Source organism: Chromobacterium sp. (assembly GCF_041912965.1).
GTDB classification, from domain to species: domain Bacteria; phylum Pseudomonadota; class Gammaproteobacteria; order Burkholderiales; family Chromobacteriaceae; genus Chromobacterium; species Chromobacterium aquaticum.
On record NZ_JAYSGF010000008.1, the window covers coordinates 1 to 16,212 of the forward strand.

Genomic DNA, 16,212 nt, shown 5'->3' on the forward strand with positions numbered 1-16,212 from the left:
TGCCGGTAGCACAGCCGCGCGCAGGTATCGCGGTTGCGCCACGCGCCGGACGCCCACATCGCCAGGATGGCGGCGTGGGCGCATTCCTGATCGCCATGCCGTTGCTGCCAACGGCGAAACTCCGCCAGCGCCTGCTTGATCTCCTGATTGATCGCCGCGGTGTTGGCCGGATACGCCGGGTGATCATCCACCAAGGCAATCGCTCCGATGCGCGCCTCGTAGGCGATGATCAAGCGCGCGGCGCGCTTGAGCGCGTCGTTGTGCTGCTTCAATAGCTTCATCATGGCAGTGCCCTCCATCCAAACCGTCAGAACAATCGATTCACCTGGCTCAGGCCCTGTTTCAAGCGCTGCTGCACCGGCTCCAGCAAAGCCAACGCTTCCTCGCTGCTGAACAGCAGCGGCTCGTCGCGGCGTTGCAGCAGGGTGAGCAAGGCTTGCAGGCCCAGATGGGCGGCGCGCAGATCGATCGCGCCTCGCAGCAGCGCGGCGTCCAGTTCGGCGTGGCAGCGGCTCAATTGCCGGCTCAGCGCACCCAGCTCAAGCAGATTGCCAGCGGCGGCCGGCAGCGCTTGCAGGCATAACCGCAGTTGTTCCAGCGGCGCGGCGGCGGTTTCTTCCGGATCAGGCGGAGGAATACAAGAGGGAAAGGTAGGAAAGGTCATCACGGTCTCCATGTCAGTTTGGAAACCTGCCTAGGCGAGGCTAGGACAGGCACGTGACAAGGTTGCAAAACCGGTTCGTTTAACCAATAGACCGGCAACCCTTTCGGGTTCCCTGCCACGGCCCGCCCCGAATGGGCACAGCGTGGCAGCAGATGTAGCAGTGCCCAGCGGACACGGCTCATCTGCGGTTAAACGATTTTGGGTTTGCAAGCCCTACACCGCGTTATTGGGCACGGCGCGGAACCAAGCCTAAACAGGCTGGAAGGGAGCGTCAAGGACAGCGCGGACTCATTCTGTTCTCCCGCGCACAGAGGGCCAACGTAAGAGGGAATCGCGAGAGGAAAGGCCAAAGGGGGCGGCACGGTCGCCCTATCGGCTTGGAAACCCGCCGAGATGGGGCTAGAGCAGGCACATGGCAAGGTGGCAAGACCGGCTCACTCGACCAAAAGCCGGCAATCCTTTCGGACTCCCTGCCACGGCCCGCTCCGAATGGGCATAGCGTGGCGAGGCCTGAGCTTAGACTTCCTGCACCACACAATTAGGCACAACGAGGAACCAAGCCTAAACAGACTGGCGGCAAGCATCAAGGGTAGCAAGATCTTCTGTTTAGACTCGCTAACAAAACCCCTGATGCTGCGTTGCGCCGACTTGCCTCAGCCGTAAAACTGAGTTTTGTTAGCGGCCCTTGGCGGCGGAAGCTGCCGCCATCAAAAACGCCCCGGACCAACAAGCGGCCCAGGGCGTGGTCCCATCTCCCAACCGGCTCACTCCGAGGTGCTGGGGTTCCAGTAAGCCTGGCTGATGAAAGGCTGGGCCACCAGTTTGGCGGCGATCTCCTCCAACTCCTCCCACTCCACCGAGGTGGACAGCAGGGTGGCGGTCATTTCCACCTCGTCGTCGCCGAACGGCTCCACGTCCAAATCCCCCACCGGGTATTTCGACTCTTCCAGCAGATCGCTGAGCAAGGCCATTGCATGCTTCTGGCCGGCACGGCTGGAAATCACGCACAGCTGGTAAGTGACTTCGCTGGTTTCGTCGTCGATGGGTTTGCGGTTGATCGAGTTCACCACCGGCCGCAGCAAGGTATTGCTGGCCAAGACGAACAAGGTGATCAAGAAGGCTTGCGGAATCTGGCCGGCGCCGGCGCTGGCGCCCACCGCGGCCGAGCCCCACAAGGTGGCGGCGGTGTTCAGCCCGCGCACGTTCAAGCCTTCCTTCATGATGGTGCCGGCGCCGAGGAAGCCGACGCCGGACACCACATAGGACGCCACCCGCGCCGCGCCGCCGGTGCCGTCCAGCTGCAAGGCCATGTCGACGAAGGCCGCCGCGCCCACCGCCACCAGGGTATTGGTGCGCAAGCCGGCGGTGCGCTGACGGAACTGGCGCTCATAGCCGATGGCCGAGCCCAGGATGAAAGCCGTCAACAGGCTGAGCAAGGTTTGCAGCAGACCAGACCCGTTGAAGCCCAGAAACTGCAGTAAGGTTTCCACTTGTTATTCCTCCTGCGGTCGATTGAAAAAACAGCGCTCCCGGCGCGCCGGGAAACAGTCAGGCAGTTTGCCACATCCGCGTGGCCGGGTCGTGTTCGGACCGGTGATTTTTACGCGAGGGAATACACCCACCCCACACCCAGACAACAAAAATTGGCGGCGGCGGATTCCTGCTGACAGCACGCTGTCAGCAGGGGGGCCGCACACTGTGGGCACGGCTCGGAGAACCTGTTTGCGATCTCGCGAGCAAGAGCGAGACAAGGCGAAAACGGCTGAGAAAGCGGAATGTACAGTTGGTACATGAGCATTTCGAAGACGCACTCACCGTGTCACGTCCCACGACGCGTGGCAGATCGTAAACAGGTTCTGAGCCGAACAGCTCAATCACCACAGAAAGCCCCCAATGCATACGCCTCTATTTCAGCTTCCCGCCGGGCACGGTCTGGAAATCGCCACCTTCGAGCTGCGGGAAGAGGTGTCCGAAGCCGAACTGCAACAAGCCGCTCAACAGATCGACGCCGACTGGCTGCGCCATGAAGCCGGCTATCTGGGCTATGCGCTGCTGCGCGGCGATGGCCGCCGCTTCGCCCATCTCACGCTGGCGGACAGCCCGGAGCGCGCGCGCCAGTTGTGCGCGCAGTGGCCCAGCGCGCCCGCCTGCCGCGATTTTCTCGCCGCCATCGCCGCCGATACCGGGCGCATGGATTTTTACCGCTGCCTATAAACCAAACCACCCCCACAAGGAGTTAAGCATGTCCCCCGTCCTACACTGGTTTGAAATTCCGGTGCTCCAGTTCGAGCGCGCCGTCGCCTTCTATCAACAGGTCTTGCAGCTGGAGTTGCACGAGGAGAGCTTCGACAATCATCGCATGGCGCTGTTTCCCCAAGCCGACGGCAGTTGCGGCGGCGCGCTGCTGCATAGTCCGCAAGCCCGCCCCCATGTCGACGGCGTGCGCATCTACCTGGATGGCGGCGCCGATCTCGACGCCACGCTGGAGCGGGTCAAGACCGCCGGCGGCATCGTGGTGCAGCCCAAGACCGCGCTGCCGGAAACCTGGGGCCAGATCGCGCTGTTTTCCGACCTGGACGGCAATCTGATCGGCCTGCACAGCGCGGCATGAGCCGACGCTACTGGATAGGCGTGGCCAGCCGCGACCATGTGCGGCGCGGCCTGGCCGGCGGCTTCGCCCAGCTCTGCCACGGCAAGGCGGCGCCGCTCCGGCGGATGGCGGCCGGCGATGGGCTGATTTATTACTCGCCGGTGCTGAGCCTGGAGGGGCGCGAGCCCTGCCAGCGCTTCACCGCCGTCGGCCTGGTGGCGGACGCGCGGGTCTATCCGTTCCGGGTCAGCGCCGATTTCGAGCCCTACCGCCGCGACATCGCGTTCTGGCCGGCCGAGGACGCCGCGATCCGGCCGCTGCTCGGCCAGTTGTCCTTCATCGCCGACCCGGCGCGCTGGGGCTACGCCTTCCGCTTCGGCCACCTGGAAATCGGCCGCGCCGATTTCCTGTTGATCGCGCGCGCAATGCAGGCGACACTGCCGCCATCCTTGCTGCGGGAACCCGATTGAATGCGCCGAGCCGACCGACTGGTTCAAATCCTCTTGCTGTTGCGCGGCCGTCGCCGCACCACCGCCCGACAGTTGGCCGACTGGCTGGAGGTGACGCCGCGCACGGTCTATCGCGACATGGCCGACCTGATGGCCAGCGGCGCGCCGGTCAACGGCGAGGCCGGCGAGGGCTATTGGCTGGAAGCCGGCTTCACGCCGCCGGCGGTGGCGTTTTCCGCGCGCGAGCTGGCGGCGCTGGAGGTGGGCGCGCGCATGCTGGCGGCCTGGGCCGACCGCGACACCGCGGCGGCGGCGCAATCGGCGCTGGGCCGCATCCACGCGGTGCTGGGTTCCTCCGGCCTGCCGCCGGAGCCGCTGTACGCGCCGGCAGCGGGCAATTATCCGCGCGAGCGGCTGGCGCCGCTGCGCGACGCCATTGTCTCCCGCCAGCCGCTATGGGTGGATTACCGCGATGAAAGCGGCCGCGACAGCCAGCGCGCCTTGCTGCCGCTGGCGCTGTTTTTCTGGGGCGACCGCTGGCTGCTGGCCGCCTGGTGCGGGCTGCGACAGGACTACCGCAGTTTCCGCGTGGACCGGCTGCAAGGCTGGCGCGACACGGATTTGAGCTGCCCGCCCGGCATCAGCCTGGCCGGCTATCTGGGCCATGTCGACAGCGACGGCCAGGCGCTGGCCTGGCTGGAACGACACCAGCGTCAGCCCTGGCACCAGGAATAAGACCCGCGCCGCCGGCTCAAGGCAGCAGGATGATGGAGCCGCTGGTCTTGCGCCCTTCCAGATCGCGGTGCGCCTGCGCCGCCTCGGCCAAGGGGTAGCGGTGCGACGGCGCCACCTTGACCCGGCCGTCCGCCACGCGTTCGAACAAGGCCTGGGCCGAGGCTTCCAGCTCCGCCCGCGTCGCCACGTAATCGGCCAGCTTGGGCCGGGTGAAGAACAGCGAGCCGCGGCTGGTCAGTTCCAAGGGCGCGAACGGCGGCACCGCGCCGGAGGCGTTGCCGAAGCTGACCAGCATGCCGCGCGGGCTCAGGCAGGCCAGCGAGATCTGGAAGGTGTCCTTGCCCACCGAGTCGTACACCACCGGCACGCCCTGGCCGCCGGTGATCTCGCGCACCCGCGCCACCACGTCCTCGCTGCTGTAATTGATCACATGCTGGCAGCCCAGGCCGCGCACGATGTCGGCCTTGGCGTCGGAACCCACGGTGCCGATCACCGTCGCGCCCAGCGCGGTCAGCCACTGCACCGCGATCTGGCCGACGCCGCCGGCGGCGGCGTGCCACAGCACGGTCTGGCCCGGCCGCACCGGGTAAGTGCGCTGTACCAGGTACTCCACGGTCATGCCCTGCAACATCATGCAGGCGGCGGATTCGTCGCTGATGCCGTCCGGAATCTTCACCAGCACCGCCGCCGGCAGCAGCCGCTCGGTGCTGTATGCGCCCAGCGGGCCGCCGGCGTAAGCGACGCGGTCGCCGATTGCGAGGCCGCTCACCTCAGGCCCCAGCGCTTCCACCACCCCGGCCGCTTCCTGGCCCAGGCCGGACGGCAAGGGCAGCGAGTACAGGCCGCTGCGCTGGTAGGTATCGATGAAGTTGATGCCGATGGCGGTGTGGCGCACTCGCACCTGGCCAGGCCCCGGCGCGCCCAGGGTCTGGCTTTGCAGGCCCAGCACTTCCGGGCCGCCGGTCTGGGAGAAAACGATGGCTTGAGTCATGACTGCGTCCTCGCGGGAGAAATGAGCAGTGTGCGGCAAGCGCCCCGCGCGCAACAAGCCGCTTCGCTGAAAAGACTGTTCCGGATATCAGAACCTGTTCATGCCCGCCGCGCCGGCTCTCAGAACCTGTTTACGATCTCGCAAGCTAAGGTGAGACAAGACGAAAACGAGCGAAAAAACGGAATGTACTCGTGGTACATGAGCACTGAGCTTGGTTTCAACGCCCATTTCTATCCATCCCGCCGACGCGCAGCAGATCGTAAACGGGTTCTCAGGCCAATTGCTGGCGTCCCCAGGCCACCACGTCCGGCAGCATGCGCGGCCAGGCCTCCAGCCGGTGGTCGTCGCCGTTGAACACGGTCTGGCGGCAATCCAGATAGCGGGCGGCGGCCTCGCGCCAGTCCAGCACTTCGTCGCGGCTGCCCAGCAGCAGCCAGTAGCGGCGCGGCGACGGCCGCGCCACGCGCTGCGCCAGCAAGGCCTGCATGTCGGCGTCGCTCAGGGTGTAGACCACGCCGGTGTAGGGATTGGTTTGTTCGCCGATGAAGCGCGCCAGGTCGTCGTAAGGCCGCACCGCCGGATTGATCAGCGCCGCCGGGCGTTGATGGCGCTCGGCCAGGAAGGTGGCGTAATAGCCGCCCAGCGAGCTGCCGATCAGCAAGGTGTCGGCGGGCAGGGACGCCACCAGCGCGGACGCCTGCTCGATCGCCTCGGCCGGATGCGGCGACAGCTGTGGGCAATGCAGCGTCACATCGGGCGCGTGTTGTTGCAGGTAGGCGGCGGTTTCATTCGCCTTCAGCGATTGCGGACCGGAGTTGAAGCCGTGCAGGTAAACGATATGCATGCGGATGGGAACAAAGCGTGAATAAAACGTTCATTCTAAATGGCTGTCGCACCAAGACAAACCCTGGCGGCCGCGCCTGGCAACCGTCCTTTCGACTGACTTGCCAATACATTCGCATGAATGCTACAAAAGCGCGGAAAATATAAAAAAACCGACGATTTATGCCATATGGAGCGGTTTAAATACAACAACAGGAGAACATTATGCTTGCCACCTTGCCGGACAACGCCCTAGTCGCCGACTCCACCACCACCAAGCCCTATTCCGTCGCCAGCCTGATCATGGCTTGCGGCTTTCTACATCACAGCGCGCAAACCTTTCTCGACGATGTGCGCGCCGACCAGGCGCTGATCCGCTCCGGCTTCTGCCCGCGCCACCATGTGCACGTGGACCGTAACGGCCAGGCCACCGTGGATGGTTTCGTTCACGAGCAGGTGGGGCTGTTGCTGCAGCACAACGCTTCGCTGCACTTCGCCTTGCACGAGATGCTGATGCAGTTTGGCCCGGACGCCTGCAACGACACCCTGGCCGGCATCATCGTGCGCGGCCTGCGCGGCGTGCAGGATTGGCAGGCCGCCTGCCAGTGTCTGGCCGAAATGCGCCGCGGCCCGGCCCGCGCCTGAACGCCCGATCTCATCTGGCTCGCTTGGCCAGATCCAGCGCCTTGAGCCTGGCGCCGACATCGCCCTGCGCCGCCGCCTTGGCGTACCAGCGTATCGCCGCCGGCAGGTCCCGTTCCACGCCATCGCCGTGCTCGTACATGCTGGCGATCAAATACTGCGCGCCGACATCGCCCTGCTGCGCGGCTTTTTCGTACCAGAACGCCGCCAGCCGGTAATCCTTGGCCGCGCCGCGGCCAAGAAAATACTGGGTGCCCAGGTCCAGCTCCGCCGGCAGATAACCCTGATCCGCCGCCTGGCGGAACCAGCGCGTCGCCTCGGTCAGCGATTTGTCCACGCCCTGGCCGGTTTCGTACAGCACGCCCAACGCATGCTGGGCCTGCGGCAGCCGCAGTTCCGCGGCGCGGCGCAGCCAGCGCAGGGCGCGCGCCCGGTCCGCCGTCGCGCCCTCCCCGCGCCAGTCCATCATCGCCAGATCGAAGGCCGCCACCCGGTCGCCGGCCTCAGCCGCTTGTTCGAACTGCCGGCGCGCGGCGGCGAAATCCCCGCGTTGGTAGCTGGCCCAGCCCGGCACCTCGGCGGCGGCGGCCAGCGCCCAGCACAGCAAGATCCATCTCCCCACCTTGCGCATCTTCGCCTCCTCTGGACGCCGCCCGATTCCCCGCCGCCGCAATGCGCACGGGCCTTGAGCGGGCTCTTAGAACGTGTTTACGATCTCGCGAGCTAAGGCGAGACAAGGCGGAAACGAGCGAAAAAGCGGAATGTACAGGTGGTACATGAGCATTTTGAGCTCGGTTTCAACGCCGTATCGCCGACGCGCAGCAGATCGTAAACAGGTTCTTACACGGTGAGTACGCCTTCGAAATGCTCATATACCACTTGTACATACCGCTTTCTCAGCCGCAACGCCTTGCCTCGCTCTTGCTCGCGAGATCGTAATCAGGTTCTTGCAGGATTAGTCGACGCGCGCCGCCGCTTATGTCGCCGGCTCGGGCGCCAGCGCCGGTTCCGCCTCGACTCGCCAGGCCCGGCGCAGCGCGGCCACCGCGGCGGCGAAGGCGGCGGCGGCTTCGTCGATGTCGCCGGCCATATTGAGAAAGCCGTGGATCAGCCCCGCTTGCCGCTCGCAGCGGACCGGCACGCCGGCGGCCGCCAGCTTGGCGGCGTAGGCCTCGCCCTCGTCGCGCAGCGGATCGAAACCCGCTGTTTGAATATAGGCCGGCGGCGCGCCGTCCAGCTCGTCGAACAGCGGCGATACCCGTGGATGGCGCAGCTGGCCGCCGCCGGTATAGTGGCGCACGCACCAGGTCATGGTGGCCCGCTCCAGGTAGAAGCCATCGCCAAAGCGCTGGATAGAGGGAAAGCCGGCGCTATTGTCCACCACCGGATACCACAGTAGTTGCAGGCGCGGCCGCGTCGCGTCTTGGCGCGTGGCCAGCGCGACCACGGCGGCGAGGTTGCCGCCGGCGCTGTCGCCGCCCACCGCCAGCCGCTCCGGGTCCATGCCCCAGGCGGCGCAGTCCGCCGCCAACGCGCGAAAAGCGTGGATGGCGTCCGTCACGCCGGCGGGAAAGGGATGTTCCGGCGCCAGCCGGTAATCCACCGAGATCACCTGGCAGCGCGCGTCGGCGGCCAGCGCGCGGCAAGGCAGGTCATGCGATTCGATCGAGCCGACCACGAAGCCGCCGCCGTGATAGAACACCAGGGTCGGCAGCGGCAATGCCAGCCCCTCGGGCCGGTAGCGGCGCACGCGGATCGCGCCGGCGGCCCCGGTCAGCGTCGCGTCCTCGACCAACACGCGCTGCGGCGCCCGCTGCGCCAGCAGGCCGCCCTCCCAATCCAGCTCCCGCCGCGCGGCGGCCACGCCGAGACGATGCCAGCCGCGCTTACGGCCCAGCCATCGCAGCCGCAGCAGCAATTGCAGTTGCGGGTTCAGCGTCAGGCCGTCCAGACGGCGCGGCGAACCGGCCAGCGCCTTGAGCAAGGGCTTGGGCAGGCGCAGCGCGCGGCGCGCCAGCGCCCGTTCCAGTCTTTGCGCCAGCGTCGGCGGCCTCATCGCACCAGCCCGCTGAATTGATAGGCGGCCGGAATGGCCACCGGATACCAGGCGCCGCTGAAGGTGGCGATCACCACGCCGGACAGCAGCGCGCCGGCCGCCATCATCCCGCCGGCCAGCCGGTCGCCGCCGCGCGGCCCCAGCCGCGCTTGCAACAGCCAGCGCAACGCGCAGCCGATATGGGTGAAGTAGGCGACGATGGACAGAAAGTAATAGGGCATGAAGAACAAGAAGTAATGGCCCAGATGCAGGCCGGCGGCGGCGAAATAGAAATTGGTGTCCACCCCTTGCACCCAGCGGCCGTACAGCACCGCGCTGAGGTGGAACAGCAGGAAGAACGCCAGGTACAGGCCGGACCAGGCTTGGGCGTGATCGAAAAAACCCTGCCGCTGGCCGCGCCGCGCCCACACGAAATACAGGCCGGAGCCCGCCTGGAACAGCACACAGGCCAGCAGCAATGTTTCCACCGGCGGGAAGCGGTACAGCAGGCGGTAGCTGCGCATATAGTCGATATGGGCCTGGATGCCGGCCAGCGCGCTCAGGTGGTTGAGCAGGTGGAACAAGATGTAAAGGCTGATCAGACAGGCGGACAGACGGTGTAGCTTGTGCAACATACAATCCCTTCTCGGCGAAAGACGTGAGCCGGCCAGCGCAGGCGCAGCGCCGGCCAGTCTCGCAGCTTAATACCGGGGATCAAGCTCACGGTACTGCCTGAAAGCAGGATGGCGTCGCCGCTCATGCCGTGGCCGCTGTCGCCAGCGGATGCTCGGCCCCGGCCTCCACCGCGCGCAGCGCGCGGCGCGCGTAGTAGGCGAAGCCGGCCTGGGAACGCTTGTCCTGCAGGATCCAGTCATGCGCTTCCCGCGCCAGCGCCGGCTCCACTTCGCGAATCTCCCCCGCCGCTTCCGCCAGCAATTGCAGCCGGGCAGCGCGCTCGCACTGGATCGCCATCATGCAGGCTTCTTCCACCGATCGGCAGGCCACCACCAGGCCGTGGTGGGCCAGCAGCGCCGCGCGCTTGTCCCCCAGCACGCCGCTGATGATCTCGCCCTCGCTATTGCCCACCGGCACGCCGGGCCACTGCGGCAGGAAGGCCACGTCTTCGTACAGCATGCAGGCGTCCATGTGGGCGATCTTCAACGGGCGCCCCAACATGGATAGCGCCGAGACATGAACCGGGTGGGTATGGATGATGCAGCGCACATCCGGCCGCGCCCGGTAGATCCAGCTATGGAAGCGGTTGGCCGGATTGGCCATGCCGTCGCCTTCCAGCACGTCCAGGTCGGCGTTGACCCGCAGCAGGTTGCCGACGGTGGTTTCATCAAAACCCAGGCCCAGCCGCTGGGTATAGTATTCGCCCGGCCGTTCCGCTCGCGCGGTGATCTGGCCGGCCAGGCCGGAATCATGGCCCTGCGCGAACAAGATGCGACAGGTCAGCGCCACTTTTTCGCGCAGCGACCAGTCCGGCGCGCCCAGATGCTGCTGCATCTGCGTCTTCGCCCGTTCGATCAAGCTTTGCTTGTCCATTGCCATGGTATCGGTCATGGCGTCTCCTTTCTTGAAAAGAGCCGGCCGCTTCGCGCGGGGCCGGCCCGAAGGACGCGGAACGCCTCCCGGCACGGGAGGGCCGCGCTCATGCGATGGCGGGCTGGGCGCGCGATGCCTCCTGGTACGCGGCCTCGATGGAGCTGAAGAACTCCAAGCGCGCGTCCACCAGGCGATGCCCCGCCTGCAACATCAGGTCGATCTGCTCCGGCGCCGAGCTGGCGATGTCCAGCATGATGTCGCGTATGGTTTCGGCGTGACCGTCGTCGCATTCCACATGGATGTGGAAGAACTCGATGTCGCGCCGCGCCGCGCCCAGCGCCTCGAAGCCGAGGATGATGTCGCTGTACATCGGCGGCACCAGCCCTTCCGCTCCCAGACACAAGGCGCCCAGCCCAGCGGCCGGGTTCAGGTGGCGGCAATGCTGGAACATGCTGTCGATCAAGCGGCGCGTGCCGGCCAGCGGCTGCGCGCCGTCCAGCGACACCGAGTAGTGCTCCAGCATTTCGCGATAGATCAGATGATGCGGACGCGGGCTGTTCGGCGCCAGGCCCAATTCCTCGAACAGGTTTTCCGCCAGTTCCAGCACTTCCTCGTTGCTGGGCAGATTGGCCATCATCGCGCACAGGTAGCGTGTGAAGTAGGCGCTGTACAAGCCTTGCTGCACCAGGAAGATCTTCAGCTCGTCGAGCGAGACTTCGCCGGCGCGACAGCGCGTCAGGAAGGAATGGGAACGGATGCGTTCGATCAATTGCTCTTTGGTCGATTCCAAGAGCGCCATTTGCATGTCCATGAGTTTGCTCCAACACCAAGATTGAGAAGGCCCTATCGGACCGGCGATTAATGCGTTGCGGCAATGGCACAGCCTTGCGGCTGGCGGCGGCGAGCCGCCCGGCGCGGGCCGGGTGCCAAGATCGGCACGTTGCCGTACCATAAAGAAGTTAAATGTCAGTAATTGTCAGTAAAAACGACAAACACCGGCCATCTGTCTTTTCCTTCTAAAACTATCGCTACATTGACAAGCGCAAATGAGTTCATATCAACCACGAACCAATTGTCATGAAATTTCAATTTGATAGAACTTTCCATTTGTCATTTTTTGGCGCGCCTGTCAGACTTTTTCCAGCAAGACAAATCACGCGCTTATTACTTATTTGCTGTTAGACCCACAGTTGAAAGTCAGAGAAAGTCAGATGCATCCGCAAGAGCATGTCATCCGCGCTTTGCCCGACCTGCTGTCGGCGGCGACGATTGAGCAGGTCAAACAGCACTGCCAACAGCTGGTCTCCAACATCGGCTTGGATTTCTTCCTGATCGGCATTGAATCCGTGAACGGCGACACGCCCGCGCCCCGGGTGGAAACCAATTACCCGGCGGCCTGGATGGAGCGTTACTCGCGGCTGGAATGGATGGGCCGCGACCCAGTGGTGCGCCATTGCCGGCAGTCGGCGGTGCCGTTGATCTGGCACCGCAACCGCTTTGAGGACGAAACCGCCCAACATCTGTTCGAAGAAGCGTCGGCCTACGGCGTTTCCGCCGGCGTCGCCACCTCTTTGCGCGGCGTCGGCCGCAGCCAGCCGATGATGATGACCGTGGCCTGCGACGCCCGCGCCGACGCGCGCACCGACCAATGGCTGCAAATGCTGACGCCGACGGTGCATTTGTTGTGCACCTACGCTTACGAGGCCATTTGCCGCATCGAAGAGGCCTGCCTGGCCGCGTCGGTCAGCCTGACCCAGCGCGAGCACGAGTGCCTGCGCTGGGCCGCCGCCGGCAAAACCTCTTGGGAAACCTCGCGCATCCTGCGCTGCTCCGAGTCCACGGTGAATTTTCATATCCGCAACATCATCAACAAGTTGAAGGTGTCCAACCGCCGCCAGGCGGTGGCCAGGGCTTTGGCCCAAGGCCTGATCCCCGTCTGACTCACCCGGCCAGCACCGCGCCCGCGGTGGCCGCCGGATGGCTGACCAGGCCTTGCAGCTCCTGGCGCTTGAGCTTGCCGCTGGGCGTGGTGGCGATGTCGGCCACCAGCTCGATGCGGTCCGGCCGTAACGCCTTGGGCCGCAGTTCGCTTTGGGCGCGCTTCATCAAGTCTTCCACCAGGGCCGCGCCGACGTAGCCGCTGGCGGTGGCCACCACGTAAGCGCGCAGCCGGGTCAGCCCTTCGGCGGTGACCACCGGCAGCGCCGCCGCCTTCAGCACCCGCTTGTCGTCCAGCAGGAAAGCCTCCAGCTCCTGCGGGCTGACCCAATAGCCGGCCACCTTGATGCGTTCGCTGTCGCGCGAGACAAAGCTCAGGCCTTCGCCGGCGCGCACGAACAGATCCCGGGTGGGAAAGCTGGCCGGCGCCGCCTCGATGGCGCCGGCTTCGCCGGGACGCAAATAGCCGAGCATCAGACAGCCGCCGGACAGGTCCAGGGTGAAGGCGTCGGATGGCGCGTCGGCATCCCCGGCGTGCGGCGTTTCCAGGTAGCGGAAGCCCTCGACGCGGCGCAGGCCGGCCCCGCCGTCGGCGGTTTCGGACAGATAGGGCGCGAAGGTTTCGGTGGTGCCGATGGAGTCCAGCATCCGCGAGCCGGTCCAGGCTTCCCAACGCTGGCGGATCGCCGGCGGCAGGCGTTCGCCGGCGGAGAAGGACAGCCGCAGCGCGCTGAAGTCGTAAGCGCGCTCCGCCCGCGCCATCAGCAGGTGGTACAGGGTGGGCACCGCCAGGAAGGCGGTGACGGCCTCGGCCTCGATGGCGTCGAGAAAATCGGCGTGGCGCCCCCATTCCGGCAGCAGCACCGCGCAGGCACCGACGCTGAGCGGCGCGTGCAGGCCTTGCAGGCCGAAAGAGAAGAACGGCCCGGTGCTGGCCAGCACCTTGTCCTCGGCGCACAGCCCCCACATCGGCCGGGTCACGGTGCGCTCGAACTCCCAGAACGAGCGATGGGAGTGCGCGCATAGCTTGGGCCGGCCGGTGGAGCCGGAGGTGGCGAGCACCAGCGCCGGGCTCAGATCAAAGCTGGCCTCGATGTCCCCCACCGCGTGCGTCGCCGCCGGCGCGCTCTTGCGCGCCGCCAGCGTCGCCAGGTCGGTCATCGCCTCGGCGCGCGGCTGGCGCGCGGTGCGGTCGGCCAGGATCAGGTCAGGGTCGTAGCTTTGCCACAGGCCTTCGTAATGTTCGGCCGGCAAATCCGGGTGCACCATGAAGGCGAGCCGCTGCGAACGCATCGCCGCCAGCCAGTAGATCACCGTTTCCAGCGTCGCCGAACCCACCAGCGCCACGCGCTGGCCCGGGCGGCGGCCGGCGAGCAGGATGTCCAACTCGCGCGCGGCCGTCAGGCTCAAGGCCTGCAATTGGCGATAACTGAGGACGCGGCGGCCCTCGGCGCCGCGTTCGATCAGGGCGACGCAATCGCCGCGCCCGGCGCGCACATGGCGGTCCACCATCAGGTCGACGCAGCCGGGGCTGGAATCTATAGATGCGTTTTGAACCTCAGACATGTCTTGAACCTCACAAATTTGAAAATGCGGGCCGCCGGCGGCGGCTCGCGCTCAGTTTTCCAGCGCCTCGGCCACCGGCTGCGCCAGGCGGCGGTAGTCCAGCGCCGGCACGCCGCTGCGGAACAAGTCGCGCAGCCGGGTCATCGTCGATAGCGGATTGGGGCGCTGGAACACATTGCGGCCCACGCAGATGCCGCCGGTGCCGTGGCGGACCACCGCCGCGGCCAGCTCCAGCAGGGCCAGTTCATCGGCCAGCGCGCCGCCGGCGAACAACACCGGGGTGTGCTCCTGGATGCCGTCCACCAATTCCGGGATGGCGTTCAGGTCCTCCGGCGCCGCCACTTTCAACGCGTCCACGCCCAGTTCCACCGCCGCGCGCATGAAGTGGCGCAGATGGCTCAGGCCCTTGCCCGCCAGCGGGCCCTTGTCATACAGCATGTTCAGCACCGGCAGCCCGTAGGCATGGGCCTGATCCACCACCTGGCCGATCAATTGCAGGTTGTGGCCGGCGGTGTCGGCGCAGAAATTGGTCTGGATCGACACCGCGTCCGCGCCCAGGCGCACCGCCGCTTCCACGCTGGTGACCATCTGCTTGAGGTCCGGGGTGGCGCCGATATTGAGCGAGCCGTTCAGGTGAATCATCAGGCCGCAGCCGGGCGCGCCGCCCAGCCGCTGGGCAAAACCCTTGTGGGCGACGATGCCGGTCACCACTTCCGGGTCCAGCCAGCGCAGCACTTCCTCCACCCGATTCAGGCCGTCCAGCGGCCCCATGGTCAGGCCATGGTCGATGGGAACGATCAGCGCCTTGCCGGATTGCCGGTCTACAAAGCGGGACCAGCGACGTTTGCGTGCCATTTCAGTCATTCAAGCCTCCTTGTTGCTGTGTGTGTCCAACGGGGGATCAGCCTTCGCTCAGCACCGAACGGATCGGCCGGCGCAGGATTTTTCGGGTGGGAATCGCGCTGGCCAGCGCGGCCAGGATGACCACGCCCGCCAGGGTCAGCGCGTAAACCGGCGCCACCCAGGCCACTTCCACCGGCACCGCGTTGCTGGAGCCGGGCGGAGTCCACATGATCTTGGCCGCGCGCACCGCCCAGGTGACGCCCAGCGCGCATGCGATGCCGACCAGCGCCGCGGCCGCGGCCAGCCAGCTGTTTTCCAGCGCGGTGAGCGTCATCACGAAGCGGCGGGTGAAGCCCAGGCTGCGCAGGGTGGCGAATTCGCGCGCTCGCTGGGCGAAGTTCATGTAACTGGCGTTGAGCAGGCTGGTGAAGCCGACGATGCCGGCGACGATGGCGATGAAGTTGAGGAAGCCGCCCAGCACCGCCTTGACCTGCTGATAGAAGGCCGCGCGGTCGGACCAGCGGAACACGGTGACGTCGAGGCCGGCGGTCTTGAGCTTGGCGGACAGCCGGTCGCGCGCGGCGTCCAGGTCCGCGCCGTCGGCCAGCAGCACGTGGTATTCGCTGATTTCGCGGGTGTTGAGCAGGGCCTGGGCCTCGGCCATCGGCATCACCACCAGGCGGTCGTTGATTTCCTTGATGCCCCAATCCATGATGCCGGTCGGCAGCGCCTGGGTGGCGTTGATGCGCGCGGTGCCACGGGTGGACACGGTCAGTTCCAGCGGACCGGGCGGGCAGCGCATCGGCCGCGAGGCCGGGGTCTGGCCCGGCTGCGCCGGAGCAAAGCCGACCTTGGGCACTTCGCAGCCCAGAATGGCGGCCAGGCCCTGGCCCAACACCAGCGGATGGGCGCGGGTTTCCTGCCACAGCGGCGTGCCGGCCACCACGTCGTACTCATAGGCCGGGCCCTTGATGCGGCGCACTTCCTGCACGTCCTGGCCGATGCCGGCGAAGATGGTGCTGACGCGGGCGTTGGACACCATGCCCGAAACGCGCAGGATGCGGGCGCGGGCGGCCACGTCCGGATCGGCGGCCAGCACTTTGTCGATGCCTGCTTGCATCGTGGCGCCGATCGGGTTCTGGCCTGCGCCTTCCACCTCGCGCGCCAGCTGCGAGGCCGGCCGCTCTATCACCAGGTGACCACGCGCGCCCCAGCGCATGAAGGCGTTCTGGATCAGCTCCACATTGGACTGCATATAGCCGGCCAGCAGGCACAGCGCCAGGATGGACACCGCCATCACCACCAGGGTGCCAACGGATTTGCGTCCCTGCCGCCGCACATTGCGCAGCGACATGCTCAATAACAATTTGGCGTTCATCTCGCGGCCTC

General features: G+C 66.2%; 19 protein-coding genes. 6 read left to right on the forward strand and 13 right to left on the reverse strand.

Annotated features, from left to right (window positions below):
• The 3 genes from ACE3QM_RS05865 to ACE3QM_RS05875 form a co-directional block, all read right to left on the reverse strand.
• Window positions 1-284, reverse strand: a 284-nt coding sequence (locus tag ACE3QM_RS05865) for a hypothetical protein (RefSeq protein ID WP_374420892.1), incomplete at its 3' end; no start/stop codon positions are given.
• Window positions 285-307: 23 nt separating this feature from the next.
• Window positions 308-664 (reverse strand): DUF1484 family protein, encoded by a 357-nt coding sequence (locus tag ACE3QM_RS05870; RefSeq protein WP_374420894.1) that lies wholly within the window; start codon window positions 662-664, stop codon window positions 308-310.
• A gap of 764 nt (window positions 665-1,428) precedes the next feature.
• Window positions 1,429-2,154, reverse strand: a complete 726-nt coding sequence (locus ACE3QM_RS05875) for an MgtC/SapB family protein (protein ID WP_197081538.1) — start codon at window positions 2,152-2,154, stop codon at window positions 1,429-1,431.
• 403 nt (window positions 2,155-2,557) lie between these two features.
• Between ACE3QM_RS05875 and ACE3QM_RS05880 the strand changes: the two genes are divergently transcribed.
• From ACE3QM_RS05880 to ACE3QM_RS05895, 4 genes are read left to right on the forward strand one after another with little or no spacing between them, the layout of a single operon-like run.
• Window positions 2,558-2,878: a hypothetical protein gene (locus ACE3QM_RS05880; RefSeq protein WP_048411336.1), complete on the forward strand. Its 321-nt coding sequence runs from the start codon at window positions 2,558-2,560 to the stop codon at window positions 2,876-2,878.
• A 28-nt stretch (window positions 2,879-2,906) separates the two neighbouring features.
• Window positions 2,907-3,275 (forward strand): VOC family protein, encoded by a 369-nt coding sequence (locus ACE3QM_RS05885; protein WP_048411335.1) that lies wholly within the window; start codon window positions 2,907-2,909, stop codon window positions 3,273-3,275.
• Window positions 3,272-3,724 (forward strand): EVE domain-containing protein, encoded by a 453-nt coding sequence (locus ACE3QM_RS05890; protein ID WP_048411334.1) that lies wholly within the window; start codon window positions 3,272-3,274, stop codon window positions 3,722-3,724. The genes ACE3QM_RS05885 and ACE3QM_RS05890 overlap by 4 nt, the downstream gene beginning before the upstream one ends.
• Window positions 3,725-4,438, forward strand: coding sequence for a YafY family protein (locus ACE3QM_RS05895; protein ID WP_048411333.1), 714 nt, complete (start codon window positions 3,725-3,727; stop codon window positions 4,436-4,438).
• 16 nt (window positions 4,439-4,454) lie between these two features.
• Here the strand turns inward: ACE3QM_RS05895 and ACE3QM_RS05900 are convergent, their stop codons facing one another.
• Both ACE3QM_RS05900 and ACE3QM_RS05905 read right to left on the reverse strand, forming a co-directional pair.
• Complete coding sequence (locus ACE3QM_RS05900; protein WP_374420897.1) at window positions 4,455-5,429, reverse strand: quinone oxidoreductase; 975 nt, start codon at window positions 5,427-5,429, stop codon at window positions 4,455-4,457.
• A gap of 271 nt (window positions 5,430-5,700) precedes the next feature.
• Complete coding sequence (locus tag ACE3QM_RS05905) at window positions 5,701-6,273, reverse strand: YqiA/YcfP family alpha/beta fold hydrolase (RefSeq protein ID WP_374420898.1); 573 nt, start codon at window positions 6,271-6,273, stop codon at window positions 5,701-5,703.
• A 203-nt stretch (window positions 6,274-6,476) separates the two neighbouring features.
• Here ACE3QM_RS05905 and ACE3QM_RS05910 point away from each other — a divergent pair, with 203 nt between their 5' ends.
• Entirely contained in the window at window positions 6,477-6,896 is a 420-nt protein-coding gene (locus tag ACE3QM_RS05910) for a hypothetical protein (protein WP_048411330.1), read from the forward strand.
• A 10-nt stretch (window positions 6,897-6,906) separates the two neighbouring features.
• Here the strand turns inward: ACE3QM_RS05910 and ACE3QM_RS05915 are convergent, their stop codons facing one another.
• The 5 genes from ACE3QM_RS05915 to ACE3QM_RS05935 all read right to left on the reverse strand — a co-directional run bounded on the left by ACE3QM_RS05915 (window position 6,907) and on the right by ACE3QM_RS05935 (window position 11,287).
• Window positions 6,907-7,524 (reverse strand): tetratricopeptide repeat protein, encoded by a 618-nt coding sequence (locus ACE3QM_RS05915; protein ID WP_374420900.1) that lies wholly within the window; start codon window positions 7,522-7,524, stop codon window positions 6,907-6,909.
• 345 nt (window positions 7,525-7,869) lie between these two features.
• Complete coding sequence (locus tag ACE3QM_RS05920) at window positions 7,870-8,949, reverse strand: alpha/beta hydrolase (protein ID WP_053074528.1); 1,080 nt, start codon at window positions 8,947-8,949, stop codon at window positions 7,870-7,872.
• Window positions 8,946-9,563 carry a hypothetical protein gene (locus ACE3QM_RS05925; protein ID WP_048411328.1) on the reverse strand — a complete coding sequence of 206 codons (618 nt, stop codon included), beginning with the start codon at window positions 9,561-9,563 and terminating at the stop codon, window positions 8,946-8,948. The genes ACE3QM_RS05920 and ACE3QM_RS05925 overlap by 4 nt, the downstream gene beginning before the upstream one ends.
• A gap of 121 nt (window positions 9,564-9,684) precedes the next feature.
• A complete protein-coding gene (locus tag ACE3QM_RS05930) occupies window positions 9,685-10,494 on the reverse strand; it encodes an aldolase (RefSeq protein ID WP_048411327.1) in 810 nt (269 codons plus the stop codon).
• 88 nt (window positions 10,495-10,582) lie between these two features.
• The gene (locus tag ACE3QM_RS05935; protein WP_048411326.1) at window positions 10,583-11,287 is read right to left on the reverse strand and encodes a TenA family transcriptional regulator; all 705 of its coding nucleotides are present in this window, start codon (window positions 11,285-11,287) and stop codon (window positions 10,583-10,585) included.
• Window positions 11,288-11,687: 400 nt separating this feature from the next.
• Between ACE3QM_RS05935 and ACE3QM_RS05940 the strand changes: the two genes are divergently transcribed.
• A complete protein-coding gene (locus ACE3QM_RS05940) occupies window positions 11,688-12,416 on the forward strand; it encodes an autoinducer binding domain-containing protein (protein WP_048411325.1) in 729 nt (242 codons plus the stop codon).
• 1 nt (window position 12,417) lies between these two features.
• Here ACE3QM_RS05940 and ACE3QM_RS05945 read toward each other — a convergent pair whose 3' ends face one another.
• The 3 genes from ACE3QM_RS05945 to ACE3QM_RS05955 are packed head-to-tail and all read right to left on the reverse strand — an operon-like array spanning window position 12,418 to window position 16,201.
• The gene (locus tag ACE3QM_RS05945) at window positions 12,418-13,980 is read right to left on the reverse strand and encodes a class I adenylate-forming enzyme family protein (protein ID WP_197081537.1); all 1,563 of its coding nucleotides are present in this window, start codon (window positions 13,978-13,980) and stop codon (window positions 12,418-12,420) included.
• 51 nt (window positions 13,981-14,031) lie between these two features.
• A complete protein-coding gene (locus ACE3QM_RS05950) occupies window positions 14,032-14,844 on the reverse strand; it encodes a class I fructose-bisphosphate aldolase (protein ID WP_374420907.1) in 813 nt (270 codons plus the stop codon).
• Window positions 14,845-14,881: 37 nt separating this feature from the next.
• The gene (locus tag ACE3QM_RS05955) at window positions 14,882-16,201 is read right to left on the reverse strand and encodes an ABC transporter permease (RefSeq protein ID WP_374420909.1); all 1,320 of its coding nucleotides are present in this window, start codon (window positions 16,199-16,201) and stop codon (window positions 14,882-14,884) included.
• Window positions 16,202-16,212: the final 11 nt, after the last annotated feature.